The organism is endosymbiont 'TC1' of Trimyema compressum, from assembly GCF_001584725.1.
In the GTDB taxonomy this organism is placed as follows: Bacteria; Bacillota; TC1; order TC1; family TC1; genus TC1.
Map to the genome: position 1 here is coordinate 502,247 of NZ_CP014606.1, position 14,230 is coordinate 516,476.

20 protein-coding genes, 3 pseudogenes and 1 other annotated feature are annotated in these 14,230 nt (G+C 35.8%); of the genes and pseudogenes, 20 read left to right on the forward strand and 3 right to left on the reverse strand.

What is annotated here, in order from left to right; translation table 11 throughout:
• Positions 1-175: 175 nt before the first annotated feature.
• The 9 genes and pseudogenes from AZF37_RS11480 (at position 176) to AZF37_RS03240 (ending at position 6,567) form a co-directional block, all read left to right on the forward strand.
• The gene (locus AZF37_RS11480) at positions 176-394 is read left to right on the forward strand and encodes a hypothetical protein (RefSeq protein ID WP_245612035.1); all 219 of its coding nucleotides are present in this window, start codon (positions 176-178) and stop codon (positions 392-394) included.
• A gap of 106 nt (positions 395-500) precedes the next feature.
• On the forward strand, positions 501-740 hold the full coding sequence (locus tag AZF37_RS12195; RefSeq protein WP_281178902.1) for a molybdopterin cofactor-binding domain-containing protein: 240 nt from the start codon (positions 501-503) through the stop codon (positions 738-740).
• A 110-nt stretch (positions 741-850) separates the two neighbouring features.
• Entirely contained in the window at positions 851-1,057 is a 207-nt protein-coding gene (locus AZF37_RS12200) for a molybdopterin cofactor-binding domain-containing protein (protein ID WP_281178903.1), read from the forward strand.
• Complete coding sequence (locus tag AZF37_RS12205) at positions 1,035-1,574, forward strand: molybdopterin cofactor-binding domain-containing protein (protein WP_281178904.1); 540 nt, start codon at positions 1,035-1,037, stop codon at positions 1,572-1,574. The genes AZF37_RS12200 and AZF37_RS12205 overlap by 23 nt, the downstream gene beginning before the upstream one ends.
• 4 nt (positions 1,575-1,578) lie before the next feature.
• Positions 1,579-2,379: pseudogene (locus AZF37_RS12210) on the forward strand (molybdopterin cofactor-binding domain-containing protein).
• A 13-nt stretch (positions 2,380-2,392) separates the two neighbouring features.
• Positions 2,393-3,122 (forward strand): annotated as a pseudogene (locus tag AZF37_RS13150) (FAD binding domain-containing protein).
• Positions 3,046-3,276 (forward strand): hypothetical protein, encoded by a 231-nt coding sequence (locus AZF37_RS12225; RefSeq protein ID WP_425425443.1) that lies wholly within the window; start codon positions 3,046-3,048, stop codon positions 3,274-3,276. Before AZF37_RS13150 ends, AZF37_RS12225 begins: the two are co-directional and overlap by 77 nt.
• Positions 3,269-3,751, forward strand: coding sequence for a xanthine dehydrogenase subunit XdhC (gene xdhC / locus AZF37_RS03235; protein WP_088369545.1), 483 nt, complete (start codon positions 3,269-3,271; stop codon positions 3,749-3,751). The genes AZF37_RS12225 and xdhC overlap by 8 nt, the downstream gene beginning before the upstream one ends.
• A gap of 56 nt (positions 3,752-3,807) precedes the next feature.
• The gene (locus tag AZF37_RS03240; protein ID WP_088369546.1) at positions 3,808-6,567 is read left to right on the forward strand and encodes a molybdopterin-dependent oxidoreductase; all 2,760 of its coding nucleotides are present in this window, start codon (positions 3,808-3,810) and stop codon (positions 6,565-6,567) included.
• Positions 6,568-6,634: 67 nt separating this feature from the next.
• On the opposite strand, the pseudogene AZF37_RS03245 reads toward AZF37_RS03240, so the two are convergent.
• Both AZF37_RS03245 and AZF37_RS12230 read right to left on the reverse strand, forming a co-directional pair.
• A pseudogene (locus AZF37_RS03245) lies at positions 6,635-6,878 on the reverse strand (TM2 domain-containing protein); the annotation flags it as partial.
• A 37-nt stretch (positions 6,879-6,915) separates the two neighbouring features.
• Entirely contained in the window at positions 6,916-7,041 is a 126-nt protein-coding gene (locus tag AZF37_RS12230) for a hypothetical protein (protein WP_281178905.1), read from the reverse strand.
• A 237-nt stretch (positions 7,042-7,278) separates the two neighbouring features.
• Between AZF37_RS12230 and AZF37_RS03250 the strand changes: the two genes are divergently transcribed.
• From AZF37_RS03250 to AZF37_RS13155, 4 genes are all read left to right on the forward strand, one after another.
• Positions 7,279-7,539, forward strand: coding sequence for a DUF2752 domain-containing protein (locus tag AZF37_RS03250; protein ID WP_088369547.1), 261 nt, complete (start codon positions 7,279-7,281; stop codon positions 7,537-7,539).
• Positions 7,540-7,857: 318 nt separating this feature from the next.
• The gene (gene tuf / locus AZF37_RS03255) at positions 7,858-9,063 is read left to right on the forward strand and encodes an elongation factor Tu (protein ID WP_088369561.1); all 1,206 of its coding nucleotides are present in this window, start codon (positions 7,858-7,860) and stop codon (positions 9,061-9,063) included.
• Between the two features lie 71 nt (positions 9,064-9,134).
• Complete coding sequence (locus AZF37_RS03260; protein WP_088369548.1) at positions 9,135-9,458, forward strand: DUF2085 domain-containing protein; 324 nt, start codon at positions 9,135-9,137, stop codon at positions 9,456-9,458.
• 54 nt (positions 9,459-9,512) lie between these two features.
• On the forward strand, positions 9,513-9,626 hold the full coding sequence (locus AZF37_RS13155; protein WP_425425457.1) for a DUF5362 family protein: 114 nt from the start codon (positions 9,513-9,515) through the stop codon (positions 9,624-9,626).
• A 469-nt stretch (positions 9,627-10,095) separates the two neighbouring features.
• Here the strand turns inward: AZF37_RS13155 and AZF37_RS03265 are convergent, their stop codons facing one another.
• A complete protein-coding gene (locus AZF37_RS03265) occupies positions 10,096-10,560 on the reverse strand; it encodes a phage tail protein (RefSeq protein WP_088369549.1) in 465 nt (154 codons plus the stop codon).
• Between the two features lie 299 nt (positions 10,561-10,859).
• On the opposite strand from AZF37_RS03265, the gene rpmG reads away from it, so the two are divergent.
• From rpmG to rplL, 7 genes are all read left to right on the forward strand, one after another.
• Positions 10,860-11,009, forward strand: a complete 150-nt coding sequence (rpmG, locus tag AZF37_RS03270) for a 50S ribosomal protein L33 (protein ID WP_088369550.1) — start codon at positions 10,860-10,862, stop codon at positions 11,007-11,009.
• A 20-nt stretch (positions 11,010-11,029) separates the two neighbouring features.
• Positions 11,030-11,239 carry a preprotein translocase subunit SecE gene (gene secE / locus AZF37_RS03275; protein WP_088369551.1) on the forward strand — a complete coding sequence of 70 codons (210 nt, stop codon included), beginning with the start codon at positions 11,030-11,032 and terminating at the stop codon, positions 11,237-11,239.
• Between the two features lie 11 nt (positions 11,240-11,250).
• Complete coding sequence (nusG, locus tag AZF37_RS03280; RefSeq protein ID WP_088369552.1) at positions 11,251-11,781, forward strand: transcription termination/antitermination protein NusG; 531 nt, start codon at positions 11,251-11,253, stop codon at positions 11,779-11,781.
• 15 nt (positions 11,782-11,796) lie between these two features.
• Positions 11,797-12,222 carry a 50S ribosomal protein L11 gene (gene rplK / locus AZF37_RS03285; RefSeq protein ID WP_088369553.1) on the forward strand — a complete coding sequence of 142 codons (426 nt, stop codon included), beginning with the start codon at positions 11,797-11,799 and terminating at the stop codon, positions 12,220-12,222.
• Positions 12,223-12,259: 37 nt separating this feature from the next.
• Positions 12,260-12,955, forward strand: coding sequence for a 50S ribosomal protein L1 (gene rplA / locus AZF37_RS03290; protein ID WP_088369554.1), 696 nt, complete (start codon positions 12,260-12,262; stop codon positions 12,953-12,955).
• 41 nt (positions 12,956-12,996) lie between these two features.
• Positions 12,997-13,128, forward strand: a sequence feature (ribosomal protein L10 leader region).
• Positions 13,101-13,673: a 50S ribosomal protein L10 gene (gene rplJ / locus AZF37_RS03295; RefSeq protein ID WP_088370649.1), complete on the forward strand. Its 573-nt coding sequence runs from the start codon at positions 13,101-13,103 to the stop codon at positions 13,671-13,673. Its footprint overlaps the feature before it by 28 nt.
• A gap of 38 nt (positions 13,674-13,711) precedes the next feature.
• Entirely contained in the window at positions 13,712-14,086 is a 375-nt protein-coding gene (gene rplL / locus AZF37_RS03300; protein ID WP_088369555.1) for a 50S ribosomal protein L7/L12, read from the forward strand.
• Positions 14,087-14,230: the final 144 nt, after the last annotated feature.

Here is a 14,230-nt window from a genome sequence, read left to right on the forward strand (position 1 = left end):
AAGAGGGTTTGTTTTCCATATGTATATGTGTTTCAAGTTGGTTGTTAGACAGAAGGAGGGAATACCCTGTGGATTTCAAGGTAATTGGAGAAAATATTCAAAGATGGGATGCCGTTTCAAAAGTTATAGGGAAAGCTAAATATACAGAAGATATTCCAACTAAAAAAAATGCTCCATGGAAAAATTGCCAGAAGTACAATTACACATGGAATTGTTACGAGTCCTTAATATTAAAGAAACATTAAAAGTTACTGGTGTTGTTAAAATATTAACACCAGATGATGTGCCTAATATTGCTTTTGCAACAGCGGGCCATCCTTATGTACTAGATTCTAATTCTGCTGATGTGGCTGATAGAAATATTTTAACAAAAAATTCGCTTATATGGAGATGAAATAGCTGCTGTTATAGCAGAAACTGCGCTAGCAGCAGAAATTGCAGTATCAAAAATTACTGCTACATATGAAGAATATCCTTTTTATTTAACGCCTGAGGAATCTATGGTAGAAGATGCCGTGGAAATTCATGAAGGTAGTAAAAACATAATTGCTCATACAGTCTCTGGTTTCGGAGATATAGATAAAGGTTTTAATGAATCAGATTTGGTAATTGAGGACACTTATCAAACTCAAACTGTACAACATTGCCATATGGAGAGTCAAGTGGCCTATGGCTATCAAGATGTTGATGGAAGATGGGTCTGTGTTTCCTCAACTCAAATTCCCCATATTTGCAGGTGAGTATTATGTCAGGCATTTGTCATACCTTGGGGCCAATTTAGAGTAATCAAGCCATTTATTGGTGGTGGATTTGGGAATAAACAAGAGACGTTACTATTGAACCTTTAGTAATGGCCATGTCAATGGCTGTTGGCGGGAAACCAGTAATGATTGAATTACAAAGAGGAGAAGGTTTAGCATGGACTCGTGTGAGACATGCTTTAGGATATAAAATTAAAATAGGTGTTACTAATGAAGGCTTGATAAAGAGTGCAAAAATTGATGTTGTATCCAATAATGGTGCTTATGCATCTCATGGACATGCTATTGGTGCCTAAAGGTGGCGGTGTTATTGCTAGCCTTTATAAAATGGATCATTTACATTATGAAGCTACTACTGTATATACCAATACAGCGGCGGCAGGGTGCTATGAGAGGTTATGGTGTACCACACAACTTACGTTTGCTTTAGAAAGCCATATGGATAAAATTGCCAGAACTCTTAATATGGATCCTTTGGATTTTTGTTTAAAAAATATTGCGCCTAATGATGAAATTAATAAGGTAACTCATATTGTTCCCATGAGCAACCATCTTGATAAATGCTTAGTTCAAGGTAAAAAGATATTTAAGTGGGATGACAAAATGGAATTAGTTGAAGCCTATAGAAACCGTAAGGATGTTAGTAATCTTAGAAGAGGCGTTGTTTTAGCAACCTTTACTTATGCTTATGGGACCTATCCGAAATGCTTAGAAATAAGTGGCTGTCGTTTAGTTTTAAATCAAGATGGCAGTATTAAGATGATGGTTGGAGCAACTGAAATCGGTCAAGGGTCGCCCGGATACTGTATTTAGGCAAATGGTTGCTGAAACCGTTGGTATTTCACCTGAAAAAGTATATGCAGATAACATTGCAGATACAGATACTGCGCCTTTTGATACTGGTGCCTATGCTTCAAGACAAACTTTTGTAACAGGTATGGCGGTGAAAAGAGCAGCCCAAGAACTAAAAGAAAAAATTATAGATGCAGCTGTTTTATTTTAAGGTATTGAGAAAGACGCTATTGATATTGTAAATGGAAACATTATTTATAAGCATAATAAAAAACTGGTGACATCTTTAGGTGATTTAGCATTAAAATCATATTACGATATTAATAAAGGTGAATGCTTAAGGGTTGATGTTTCTAATAAATGCCTCTATAATGCATATCCTTATGGTGCTACATTTGCTGAAGTGGAAATTGATATGGATGCAGGAAAAGTGAAGTTACTCAGTGTTTTAAATGTTCATGACTCAGGGAAAATTATTAACCCTATTCTTGCAGCAGGGCAAGTTCATGGAGGTATGTCTATGGGAATTGCTTATGGATTAGCTGAAGAGCTTAATTATGATAAGACTACAGGGGAACCTCTTAACAATAATTTGTTAGACTATAAGATTCCCGCATTTATGGATACACCTGATTTAGATTGTGCCTTTATTGAAGAAGAGGATCCTATTGGACCTTATGGCAATAAATCTTTGGGAGAGCCACCGACTTGTTCACCAGCGCCAGCTATAAGAAATGCTATCTTAAATGCATTAGATGTTGAGTTTAATAAAATTCCAATTACACCGCAAGATATTATTGAAGCGTGTGTTTTAGAGCAAGAGTAGGGGGGTTATAGTTATGTATCAAATAAGAAGTTATCAAGAAGCTACTACTTTAGATGAAGCCGTGAAATTATTATCTGGCAACGACAGTGCTCGAATTATTGCTGGTGGTACAGATGTTCTGATAAAAACAAGAGAACGCAAAAGAGGATATATAGACAGAGACTTAGTTGGTATTATGAGAATACATGATTTAAAAGGTGTTAGGATAGATAATGAAGGTACAATTTTTATTGGAGCAACTACTACTTTTACTGAAGTTGAAAATTCACATTTAGTTAAGCAGTATTTAGGTAGTTTAAGCTTTGCTTGCTGTTGGCACTGTAGGTGGACCACAGGTAAGGAATGCAGGTACTATTGGTGGCAATGTTTGCAACGGGCCTACCTCTGGAGACAGTGCATCAACTCTTTATGTATTTAATGCTATTGTTTGCTTAACTGGGATAAATGGAAATAGAGAATTGCCTATTAGTGAGTTTTATCTGGGACCTGGAAAAGTTGATTTACAATCGAATGAAATTTTAAAAGGTTTTAAAATTAAAGAAAAAGATTACAAAGATTATAAAGGTCATTATATTAAATTTAGTCAAAGAAGAGCTATGGATATAGCCACATTAGGCTGTTCAGTACTTTTAAAAGAGCAAGGTGGACCTATTGATGACATGAGAATTGCTTTTTGGGGTAGCGGGACCAACACCAATTCGAGCAGAAGAAGCAGAAGCCTTTGCCAAGGGGAAACCAGTTAGTAATACAGTGCTCAAGGAAATATGCGTACGTTGTTTAGAAAGTGCGAGGGCCAGAGATTCATGGAGAGCTTCTAAAGCATTTAGAGAACAATTAATTAAAACGTTGCCTAGAAAGGCTATTGAAATTGCTTTAGGAGGTGAGGGCGATGTCTAAACAAATTACTTGTGTTGTTAATGGGCGTACGCACACATTAATGGTTGAAGCAGGAGAATCTCTTCTTGAAATGTTGAGAAAACGCTTAGAGTTAACGGGAGTCAAACAAGGTTGTGGCGTTGGTGAATGTGGCGCATGTTCAGTTATTATGGATGGAAGTGTAGTTGATTCTTGTATTTATTTAGCTGTTTGGGCAGATGGAAAAGAAATTACAACTATTGAAGGTATTCAGGATGAAAATGGTGGGCTGTCAGATTTACAAAGTAATTTTGTAGAGATGGGTGCTATTCAGTGTGGCTTTTGCACACCGGGTTTAGTTCTATCAGCTACAGCATTTTTAAATAATAATCCAGATCCAACTCGTGAAGAAATTAGAAGAGGCTTATCGGGTAATCTTTGTCGTTGTACAGGGTATCAAAAAGTGTTAGAAGCTGTAGAAAAAACGGCAGAAGAAAGAAATCTTGGAAAAAATTAAAGAAAGACCAGTAGAGGTGGCATTATCGATTCAATAGGAGAAAGAAGGGAATAGACATGATTGAAACAAAATTTATTGTGAATGGGGAAAGTATTACAGCGAATGTAGACGAAAAAGAAACATTGCTTAATTATTTAAGAAATGAACTAAATTTATTCGGTGCTAAAAATGGCTGTAATAAAGCTCAATGTGGCGCTTGTACAGTGCTTATTGATGGTGATGCAAAGCGATCATGCACAGTGAGAATGAGCAAGGTCGAAGGCAAAACTATTGAGACTATTGAAAATTTATCTAAAAATGGTAAACTGCATCCTGTACAAATTGGTTTTATTCACACAGGTGCTATTCAATGTGGCTTTTGTACTCCAGGCTTTATTATGGCAGCAAAAGGATTACTGGATAAAAATCTTAATCCAACAGAAGAGGAAATCAGAACTGCTTTGAAATTTAATATTTGTCGTTGTACTGGATATGTAGCAATTATTGATGCAGTCAATATGACAGCTAAAATTCTTAGAGGAGAACCAGTAGAGTATTTACCAGAAGAAGGTGGTATGGGTGTATCTGTAGTAGGTAAAGATGCTTATGCTAAAGCAACAGGATTACCTATTTATGCAGATGATAAAGAGTTTCCGGAAATGCTTTATGGTAAGGTTCTCTATACTGAATATCCTTATGCTATTGTTAAAAAAATTGACACATCAAAAGCTGAAGAAGCTGAAGGCGTTGTAAAAGTAATAACAGCTAAAGATATTCCTGGTAGAAAAACCTTTGGATTATTAAACCCTCATCAACGTGTAATGGTTGAAGAAGGCGATACAGCTCTCTATATGGGAGAGTCTGTAGCAACAGTTTTTGCAGAAACATTAGCACTTGCTGAAGCAGCAACTAAACTAATTGAAGTTGAGTATGAGGAATTAGAAGGGGTCTATACTATTGAAGATGCTTTAAAAGAGAATAAAGCTGTTCTGCACAAAGATAAAGCTATTTCTAGTCATACTAAAATTCGTAGAGGCGACACAGAAAAAGCTTTTAAAGAATGCGATGTTATTGTAGAAGCTGCTTTTAAGGTTCCGCCAGTAGAACACGCTTATATGGAACCTGAGGCTTGTGTTACTAAATATAATGATAAAGGTCAACTTATTGTATTTATGTCTCATCAAGGGGCATATGATATGCGAAATCAATTTATGCAAACCCTTGATTTAACACCTGAACAAATTATTATAAATACAACACCAGCAGGTGGTGGATTTGGCGGAAAAGAGGAACCATTAATTCATTTACACTGTGCTCTTGGAACCATGTATACTAAAAAACCATGTAAGGTTGTAATGACTAGAGAAGAGTCTATTGCTGCTTCTACTAAGAGACATGGTGAAAATATAAAAATGAAGTACGGTTGTAAAAATGATGGTACTTTCTATGCATTTGAAGGAAGAGCAGATGTTAATGGTGGTGCTTATGATTCTTTAGGTGGACCTGTTGTATTCCGTTCAGGGGTTGTAATGAATGGGCCTTACGAGGTTCCTTTTGCCCATACAGATAGTATTGGTCATTATACTAATACACCTCCAGGTGGAGCTTTTAGAGGCTTTGGTAGTACGCAAGTAACATTTGGTGCTGAAATCCTAGTGGATATGATGGCTGAAAAATTAGGTATGGATCCAGCAGATCTTAGAATTAAGAATGCGCTAAAAGAAGGTCGCCAAGGTATTACAGGACAAACTATGGAAACTGGTATTGGCTTAACTGAGTGTATTCAAAAAGTAAGTAAGCGCTTAGCTGAAATTAAAGATGATTATAAGCCAAGTGGTGAAAATAAAAAAATTGGTATTGGTATTGCCTGTTCCTATAAGAATGTCGGTATTGGTATTGGTTTAAAAGATGGTGCAGGAGCGGCCTTAGAGCTGACTCAAGAAGGTACCATTCTCTTAAAACATGGTGCCGCTTCTATTGGTCAAGGGCCAGACACAACAATGGCTTTAATTGCTTCTGAAGCATCTGGTATTCCTTATAGCTCTATTGATGTAATTAATAATATCACACCAATTTGCCCTGATGGTGAGGAAACCACTGCTTCAAGACAGACTTTTGTGACAGGTAATGCAACTAAAGCAGTTGCAGAGCAATTTGACAGTGCATTGAGACGTGAAATAGAGAAGCATTTTAGCATTAAAGCTAGTGATGTTAAATACGTTAAAGATGGTTTTAAAAGTAAAAGCGATGGAAAAACATATACCTTTAAAGAACTTGTTGGGAAAACAGGCCCTATGGAATTAGAATATGAATACATTCCACCACAAACAAGCCCATTAGCTGAAGATAATACGCCTAAAGAAGGAGATATCCCAGTTAATTATAAAATTCACTATTCTTATACTTATGCTACTCATGGCGTTATTCTAGAAGCAGATGAAATTACTGGTGAGTATAAGGTGTTGAAAGTAATTGCGGCGCAAGACTTAGGTAAAGCCGTTCATCCTTTACAGTCTAAAGGACAAGTAGAGGGTGGTGTTGCAATGGGACTTGGCTACGGACAAAGTGAGGAATTTGTAACTAATAAAGGTAGAATTGTTACAGATAATTTAGCAAAGCTAAAAGTGCCGAAAATTACAGATATGCCTGATATTGAGATTATTCTAGTTGAAGAACCTCAAATTGAAGGACCTTTTGGAGCAAAAGGCATGGGAGAATTACCTGTTAACCCTGTTGCACCAGCTATATCTAATGCTCTATTTAATGCATTAGGTGTTCGTATGTGTGAGTTGCCTATTACTAAAGAAAAAGTAAAGGCTGCTCTAGACGCAAAATAAGCAAACATTTTAAAATAAATAAAAAAGAAGGGCTTTTAAAATAAAAGCCCTTCTTTTTGTGTGTTTTTTAGTCTACCAATGGCACACCGTTAGCATCTTTATCAATGCTACCAGTTAGAATAAGAATACCTTCTACAAGGCCCCCGGATTGCAGCAAAGACGATTGGAAAAACCACAAGTGAAGCAAAAGGGCCCCCTACAGTAGATAATAAAAGCTGTGCTATGCCTTTTCCTGTATATCCTAAATAAAAGTTGTGAATACCAAAGTATCCTAAAAAAATTCCAAATAGTCCAGCCGCAATTTTTGACTTACCTTTAGAATCATTTTGGTTTGTTGTTTTTTGATTATCAGTAGTCTTTTTTTTCAGGTGTAACTTCCTCTACTTTCTTTGTAGTCTCAGCTTTGATTACATCAGATGCTTGATGTGTTGTTTTTTGAGAGGCATTGTTGCCCCAATATTTTCTGTTATTCAAATGAATCCCTCCTTAAGTAATGTTTTATCACTACTTAATATATTCACCATTATTATAACACATAATAATAGGAAATACATTGACAAAAATCAGCTAAAATATTAACCTTGAGAAGGAGGTTATGTCAATGCAAAAAAGAAAAAGTAGCATTAATAAGAATTATAGTTTATATTCTTTTTATTGGTGCTTTTATGGTGGTGCCTGTGGTCCATTTTTTAACTGGAGAGCCTTGCTCATTTGAACAAGCTTTTAAATATGGTTTCTCCAAGTTGTGGAGTGACCCGCTCCTTTTCATCTCTAGTACATGGGGATATTGGGGATTCCTATTATTATAATCCGTACTTTACATTATTTTTAGGTCCTATGTCTTTTTTAGTGATGATTCAAGGTGCTTGGACATTTGTAATGAGAAGAGTAAAAAAAGATAATAGAATCTCTTTAATGGATGCTCTTTTTGAACAGGTCTTCAGAGGCTTAAAAGAAAAAGGTGGTAAATAATGACATAAATATATTTGATAACATTTTTCTTAGTATCTGCTGTTACGACAGGACGGGTCGCTTTTATCTTAGGTTATAGAGACTATGATAAATATAGAAAAGAAAAAGATTAGCAGAAAGCTTTACTTAGGCTTTTTTATTATGTTAACAATTGCCTTGATTTTATTTATAGTTTGGGGGTTTTCTCAAAATTTAAATACACCTCCGTGGGCTGCAATAGAAGTCCTTTAAAAGAACCTTTAGTATTGACAAAGGACCCAGAAACATATTATCATGAAAACATATAATAGTGTTCATTTTAAGGAGGAGAAGAAAGAAATGTCAAAAGCAAAATTTGAAAGAAACAAACCCCATGTAAACATAGGAACAATTGGTCACGTAGACCATGGTAAAACAACATTAACAGCAGCAATAACCAACACGTTAGCAACAACAGGAGGATCTGAAGCGAGAGCTTATGATCAGATTGACAATGCACCGGAAGAAAGAGAAAGAGGTATTACAATTAATACTTCACACGTAGAGTATGAAACAGAGAACAGACACTATGCACATGTAGACTGCCCAGGTCACGCAGACTATGTAAAGAATATGATAACAGGAGCAGCACAAATGGACGGAGCGATTTTAGTAGTAAGTGCAGCAGATGGTCCGATGCCACAAACAAGAGAGCATATTCTATTAGCGAAACAAGTCGGGGTACCATACATAGTAGTATTCTTAAATAAAGAAGATCAAGTAGACGATCCAGAATTACTAGAATTAGTAGAGATGGAAGTAAGGGAGCTACTAAGCGACAACGACTTTGACGGAGATAATGCACCAGTAGTAACAGGTTCAGCATTAAAAGCGTTAGAAGAAGGAGACGGAACAAGAGAGAACAAATGGTCTGGAAAGATTTGGGAATTAATGGATGCAGTAGATGCATACATTCCAACGCCAGAGAGAGCAACAGACAAGCCATTTTTAATGCCAATTGAGGATGTGTTCACTATTACAGGAAGAGGAACAGTAGCAACAGGCAGAGTAGAGAGAGGCATCGTAAAAGTAGGAGATGAAATTGAGATTGTAGGCTTACAAGATAAGGCAACAAAATCAACAGTAACAGGTGTAGAAATGTTTAGAAAGCTATTAGACCAAGCAGAAGCAGGGGATAATATTGGCGCATTACTAAGAGGCATTGAGCGTTCAGACATAGAGAGAGGACAAGTATTAGCAAAGCCGGGAAGTATTAATCCACACAAGAATTTTGAAGGACAAGTATACATCTTAACAAAAGAAGAAGGTGGCAGACACACTCCGTTTTTCAATGGATACAGACCCCAATTTTACTTTAGAACAACAGACGTAACAGGAATGGCAGAATTACCAGAAGGAATAGAAATGGTAATGCCAGGAGATGACGTAGAGTTAAAAGTAGAATTAATAACGCCAATTGCGATTGAAGAAGGCTTACATTTTGCTATAAGAGAAGGTGGCAGAACAGTAGGAGCTGGTGTTGTAAGTAAAGTACTTGCTGACTAATTCAAAAGAGATTAAGACTACTGATGGTATAATATAGCTCTATCAGTAGTCTTTTTTAAATAGGAGAGGCTATGAAAGAAGTAGGACGAAAATTATATGAAAGCTTTTTTTATCTTTGTGGCAAGTTAGGTTGTCATCAAATGCCTAATAGAAGCTTTTATATTAAAGGATATCAACTGCCTCTTTGTGCAAGGTGTACAGGTGTTGTACTGGGATATTTAGTTGGTTTGATTTTAGGAATTTTTGTTTCACCACCTATGTGGTTTGCAGCTATATTACTGTTGCCAATGGGAATTGATTGGGGTTTACAGACTGCTCTAAAAAAAGACTCGACTAATAATAGACGCCTTTTAGTAGGATTGTTAGGTGGCATTGGCATTATCATTTTTTTGTAACTTATTTGGTTTATATTAATTTAAAGGAGATGGAATTATGGAAAACAAACAATTATTGGTTTTTCAAAATGGGGTAATATTTATGGTGTTTTAGCAATTGTTTCGGGAGCTTTAACTTGCTTGACAATTATTGGTGCTATTATAGGCGTTCCTGTGATTTTTGCATGAATCAATATGAGAAAAGGTGCTTTAAAAGCAAAAAAGTATTATTACAAGAACTTCTGATGGGGAGGTAATATCAACGGAAGAGCAGCATGGTGCAGTTGTTGAAGAGGTCGGTCGCTATGCCCAAATAATGGGTATTGTTAGTATTGTTTCTTATGTCTTGGGAATTGTTATCTTTATATTCTATTTCATTATAATTTTCTTTTTGATTTTTGCTGGTGCATCAGGTTATGGAGGTTCATATCATTATTATTACTAAGTTTTATGAAATAAAATAATAAGGGAAGACAGCAGTTGATTTTTAATCAACTGCTGTCTTAGCAATGGTTGCTTGTACAGCTCTTAATAGTAGTTTTCAATTAAGCTACACAAACAGATAAGAGACTAGATGTTGTTTTTATTTTAGACCATGGCAACTAGCATAAAAAGAAGGCAACAAAGAGGTCTCGGTTTACTGCCTTTATAACGATAATTAATATTCTCCCTTAATTACAAAAAAAGATCCTCTAATTGTGCCTGCAAGTTTAGATTTTTGTCTAGCAAACTTAAATTTGCCTTCTAATTCTTTAGGGATTTCCATACCTTCAGATAGCTTGAAACCAACAGCTCGCTTTTTAGCTTCATCAATTGAGTACATTACATTAACTTCAAGGCCGCTTTCATAAAAGATATAGGCCATTTTCATGTTATTAACTTCAAATTGTGATGTTTCGAAGGGTTTTGCTTGAAATTCAATATTTCGTTCCTCTTTTAATATCTTATTTACATAATTCAGGGTATTTGGACTTTTTTCTGCCGAGATTACAGTAAATTTATGTTTGTATTTATTCATTAGGTAACGGGCTTCATTTGCTCTTAAGCCTGCAAGAGCTGTTGCAAAGAGTGAGGTGTCTAATCCTATTGTTGAGATATTCTTATAATCCACTTCATAAATCATTTTTCTCCTTTAAGTATCCATTTAGCTTAGATATATATATCATACATACTACCGTTTCAAACAGTACTTGTCAAGTTTAGAGATAATCTCCGTAGTCTAATTTTTGCGGGAGTCTTTAGGTAGAGAGGTAATCACTGGAGAACATGTTTTGAAATAGTTGACCACATAATGATTTTTCCTGTTATAATAGAGGAAGATTAGAGATAGATTTGTTGTGCTGGAAACTTGACAGGACAAGTATTTTATTATAAAATTATTTAGTCGAAGTGTCTATAAAATAAGACAGGGGGGTGTTACCAATGAGAGTAGGCATTACCTTAGAATGCACAGAGTGCAAAAATAGGAATTATCAAACAAAGAAGAACAAAAAAAATACTACTGATCGTTTAGAGTTAAAGAAGTATTGCAAAACTTGTAAAGGTCATACTGTGCATAAAGAAACTAAGTAATAGTAAAGGAATGGATTGCTATGGCAGCGAAAAGTGAAAAGAAAAAAAAGAATAATATTTTTAAAGGTATGCTTAAGGAACTGAAAAAAGTAACTTGGCCTACTAAAAAAGAATTGGCGGTTTATTCTGTCGTAGTTATTGTTGCAGTAATTATCTTTACGATAATTGTTGGCATTTATGACTTAGGTTTATCTAAACTCATGGAATTAATTTTGAGTTTGGGTAAATAGGTGGAATGAATATGGAAAACGAAAAAAAATGGTATGTGGTGCATATCTATTCTGGTTATGAAAAGAAAGTGCAAACTAACTTGGAGAAAAGAATAGAGACCACAGGCATGCAAGATAAAATATTTACAATTTTGATTCCTGAAGAAGAAGTTCAGGTAAAGGATGGCGTGAAGAAAACAGTCGTTAAGAAGGTTTATCCAGGTTATGTTTTAGTTGAAATGATTATGACTGATGATTCTTGGTATATTGTTAGAAATACACCAGGGGTTACAGGGTTCGTAGGGGCTGGTTCAAAGCCTGTTCCTCTTGAAGACTATGAAGTTGAGAAAATATTTAAACTAATGGGTCTTAAAAAGCAATCCCTTCGCTTCGATGTGAATGTTGGAGATAAAATCCAAGTTACAGAAGGACCTTTTGAAGATTTTATGGGTACAATTACAGCTATCGACATGGACAAAGGGAAAATTCATGTACTTGTGTCTATGTTTGGAAGAGAAACTCCGTTGGAGTTAGATTTTGATCAAATAAGAGAAATCGAATAGTGGGAGGTGAATCACATGGCAAAGAAAGTAATTAGCTTAATTAAGTTGCAAGTTAAGGGAGGGCAAGCGAATCCGGCACCTCCAGTAGGTACTGCATTAGGACCTCATGGTGTTAATATCATGTCATTCTGCAAAGAGTTTAATGAGAAAACACAGCAACAAAATGGCACAGTTATTCCTGTAGTTATTACTGTTTATGAAGACAGATCATTTTCATTTATAATGAAAACACCACCAGCGCCAGTTCTTTTAAAGAAAGCAGCTGGTATTGAAAAAGCTTCTGGCGTACCAAACCGTGAAAAAGTTGGTAAAGTTACTAAAGCACAGGTTAAGGAAATTGCAGAATACAAACTACCTGACTTAAATGCTGCAGACATTGATGCTGCTATGCGCATCATTGAAGGCACAGCAAGAAGTATGGGAATTACAGTAGAAGAATAAGTGGGAGGGAAACCGTAAGTACCACGAGGAGGTTAAAATGCCTAAAGTAGGTAAGCGCTTTAAAGCGGCAAGTGAAAAAGTAGATAGTGAGAAATACTATGACATCAAAGAAGCTGTTGCGTTAGTTAAAGAGACAGCAACTGCTAAGTTTGATGAAACCATTGAGGCTAATGTTCGTTTAGGAGTAGATCCACGTCATGCAGATCAACAAGTAAGAGCTACTGTTATAATGCCTCATGGAACAGGAAAAAGTCATAAGATTTTAGTTTTTGCTAGAGGCGAAAAAGAAAAAGAAGCATTGGATGCTGGCGCAGAATATGCAGGACTTGATGAACTAGCAACTAAAATCCAAGGTGGCTGGATGGATTTTGATGTTGTTGTAGCAACACCGGATACAATGGCTATAGTAGGTAAACTTGGTAAAGTATTAGGTCCAAGAGGTTTAATGCCTAACCCTAAGACAGGTACTGTAACCCAAGACGTTGCAAAAGCAATTGAGGAAATTAAAGCCGGTAAAATAGAATTTCGCGTAGATAAAGGCGGTATTCTTCATGTGGGATTTGCAAAAGCTTCTTTTGATTCCGACAAAATTGAAGAAAACTTCAAGGTATTTATGGAAGCAGTAGTAAAGGTTAAGCCTTCTTCAGCAAAAGGCGTATACTTGAAGAACATTACCATTAAATCTACAATGGGACCTGGAATCAAAATTGATCCATCTGTCATTGCGAAATAATTTAATATTGACCATCCATTCTCTGAGTGATATACTTAGAGAATATTAAAAAAAATCAACTGTAGACAGCAGGCGCTAAAGCTTAATTTCCTGCCGAGGTTATGTGTTACATAATATGTTATTGTATTATTTAACCCTAACTGTCATGCAGTTAGGGTTTTTTATTATTGTGAATAAGGAGGTGTACCACTTGAAACCAGCAATTGAGAAAAAACAAGTCGTTGTTTCTGAGATTAAGGAAAGATTAGATAGTGCAACATCTGTTGTTGTTGCTGACTATAGAGGACTTAGTGTTGAAGAAGCTACTGAGTTAAGAAAACAATTGAGAGAAGCAGGCGTTGATTTTAAAGTTCTTAAGAATACATTAGTAAAGAGAGCTTGTAATGACGCTGGCATTGAAGGATTAGAAGATGTTTTAAAGGGACCAACAGCTATTGCTTTTAGTGAAGATGCTGTGGCACCATCAAAAATATTATTTGATTTTGCAAAAAGTCATAAACTACTGGAAATTAAAGGTGGTTTACTAGAGGGTAAGGCTGTAGAAATTGCTCAGCTTAAAGCCTTAGCAATGCTTCCTTCTAAGGAAGCATTGCTAAGCCAAGTTGCAGGCGCTTTTGCGGCACCAATGCAAACAATGGCTTCATTATTTGCAGCACCAATAAGAGATTTAGTTGGCGTTGTAAATGCAGTTAAAGAAAAGAAAGAACAAGCATCCTAAGCCATTGTAGCTAGGGTATTATGAGAGGAGATTTTATAATGAGTAAAATTCAAGAAGTAATTGATATTGTAAAAGAAATGAGCGTTTTAGAATTAAGCGAACTAGTAAAAACATTTAAAGAGGAGTTTGGTGTATCAGCAGCAGCTCCAGTAGCAGTAGTAGCAGCAGCTCCAGTAGCAGGCGGTGCAGCTGAAGAAGAAAAATCTGAATTTGATGTTGTTTTAGCTGACATTGGTGGAAACAAAATAGCTGTTATTAAAGCAGTTAGAGATTTAACAGGTTTAGGATTAAAAGAAGCTAAAGAATTAGTTGAAGGTGCTCCGAGCCCAGTAAAAGAAGGCGCTAACAAAGAAGTAGCTGAAGAAGCTAAAGCTAAATTAGAAGAAGCTGGCGCTAAAGTAGAATTAAAATAATAGAAAATTCTATAGTTGAAAGGTTGAGTGTTAACACTCAACCTTTTTTGTACGTTGGCTATTTATTTGTTAAAATGATTGACGTGAATTCTATGAGTGAGTATAGGGTAGATTTTTTTGGCAAACATTTAATATTTTGCTTAT

Excerpts from the sequence above, each read along its gene's own strand:
- rplL (WP_088369555.1), top strand. The coding sequence starts at position 13,712 with ATGAGTAAAATTCAAGAAGTAATTGATATTGTAAAAGAAATGAGCGTT.
- rpmG (WP_088369550.1), top strand. The coding sequence starts at position 10,860 with ATGAGAGTAGGCATTACCTTAGAATGCACAGAGTGCAAAAATAGGAAT.
- xdhC (WP_088369545.1), top strand. The coding sequence starts at position 3,269 with ATGTCTAAACAAATTACTTGTGTTGTTAATGGGCGTACGCACACATTA.
- rplK (WP_088369553.1), top strand. The coding sequence starts at position 11,797 with ATGGCAAAGAAAGTAATTAGCTTAATTAAGTTGCAAGTTAAGGGAGGG.
- secE (WP_088369551.1), top strand. The coding sequence starts at position 11,030 with ATGGCAGCGAAAAGTGAAAAGAAAAAAAAGAATAATATTTTTAAAGGT.
- AZF37_RS03265 (WP_088369549.1), bottom strand. The coding sequence starts at position 10,560 with ATGATTTATGAAGTGGATTATAAGAATATCTCAACAATAGGATTAGAC.
- nusG (WP_088369552.1), top strand. The coding sequence starts at position 11,251 with ATGGAAAACGAAAAAAAATGGTATGTGGTGCATATCTATTCTGGTTAT.
- AZF37_RS03240 (WP_088369546.1), top strand. The coding sequence starts at position 3,808 with ATGATTGAAACAAAATTTATTGTGAATGGGGAAAGTATTACAGCGAAT.
- rplJ (WP_088370649.1), top strand. The coding sequence starts at position 13,101 with ATGCAGTTAGGGTTTTTTATTATTGTGAATAAGGAGGTGTACCACTTG.
- tuf (WP_088369561.1), top strand. The coding sequence starts at position 7,858 with ATGTCAAAAGCAAAATTTGAAAGAAACAAACCCCATGTAAACATAGGA.
- AZF37_RS11480 (WP_245612035.1), top strand. The coding sequence starts at position 176 with ATGGAAAAATTGCCAGAAGTACAATTACACATGGAATTGTTACGAGTC.
- rplA (WP_088369554.1), top strand. The coding sequence starts at position 12,260 with ATGCCTAAAGTAGGTAAGCGCTTTAAAGCGGCAAGTGAAAAAGTAGAT.
- AZF37_RS12195 (WP_281178902.1), top strand. The coding sequence starts at position 501 with ATGGTAGAAGATGCCGTGGAAATTCATGAAGGTAGTAAAAACATAATT.
- AZF37_RS03260 (WP_088369548.1), top strand. The coding sequence starts at position 9,135 with ATGAAAGAAGTAGGACGAAAATTATATGAAAGCTTTTTTTATCTTTGT.
- AZF37_RS12200 (WP_281178903.1), top strand. The coding sequence starts at position 851 with ATGGCCATGTCAATGGCTGTTGGCGGGAAACCAGTAATGATTGAATTA.
- AZF37_RS12205 (WP_281178904.1), top strand. The coding sequence starts at position 1,035 with ATGGACATGCTATTGGTGCCTAAAGGTGGCGGTGTTATTGCTAGCCTT.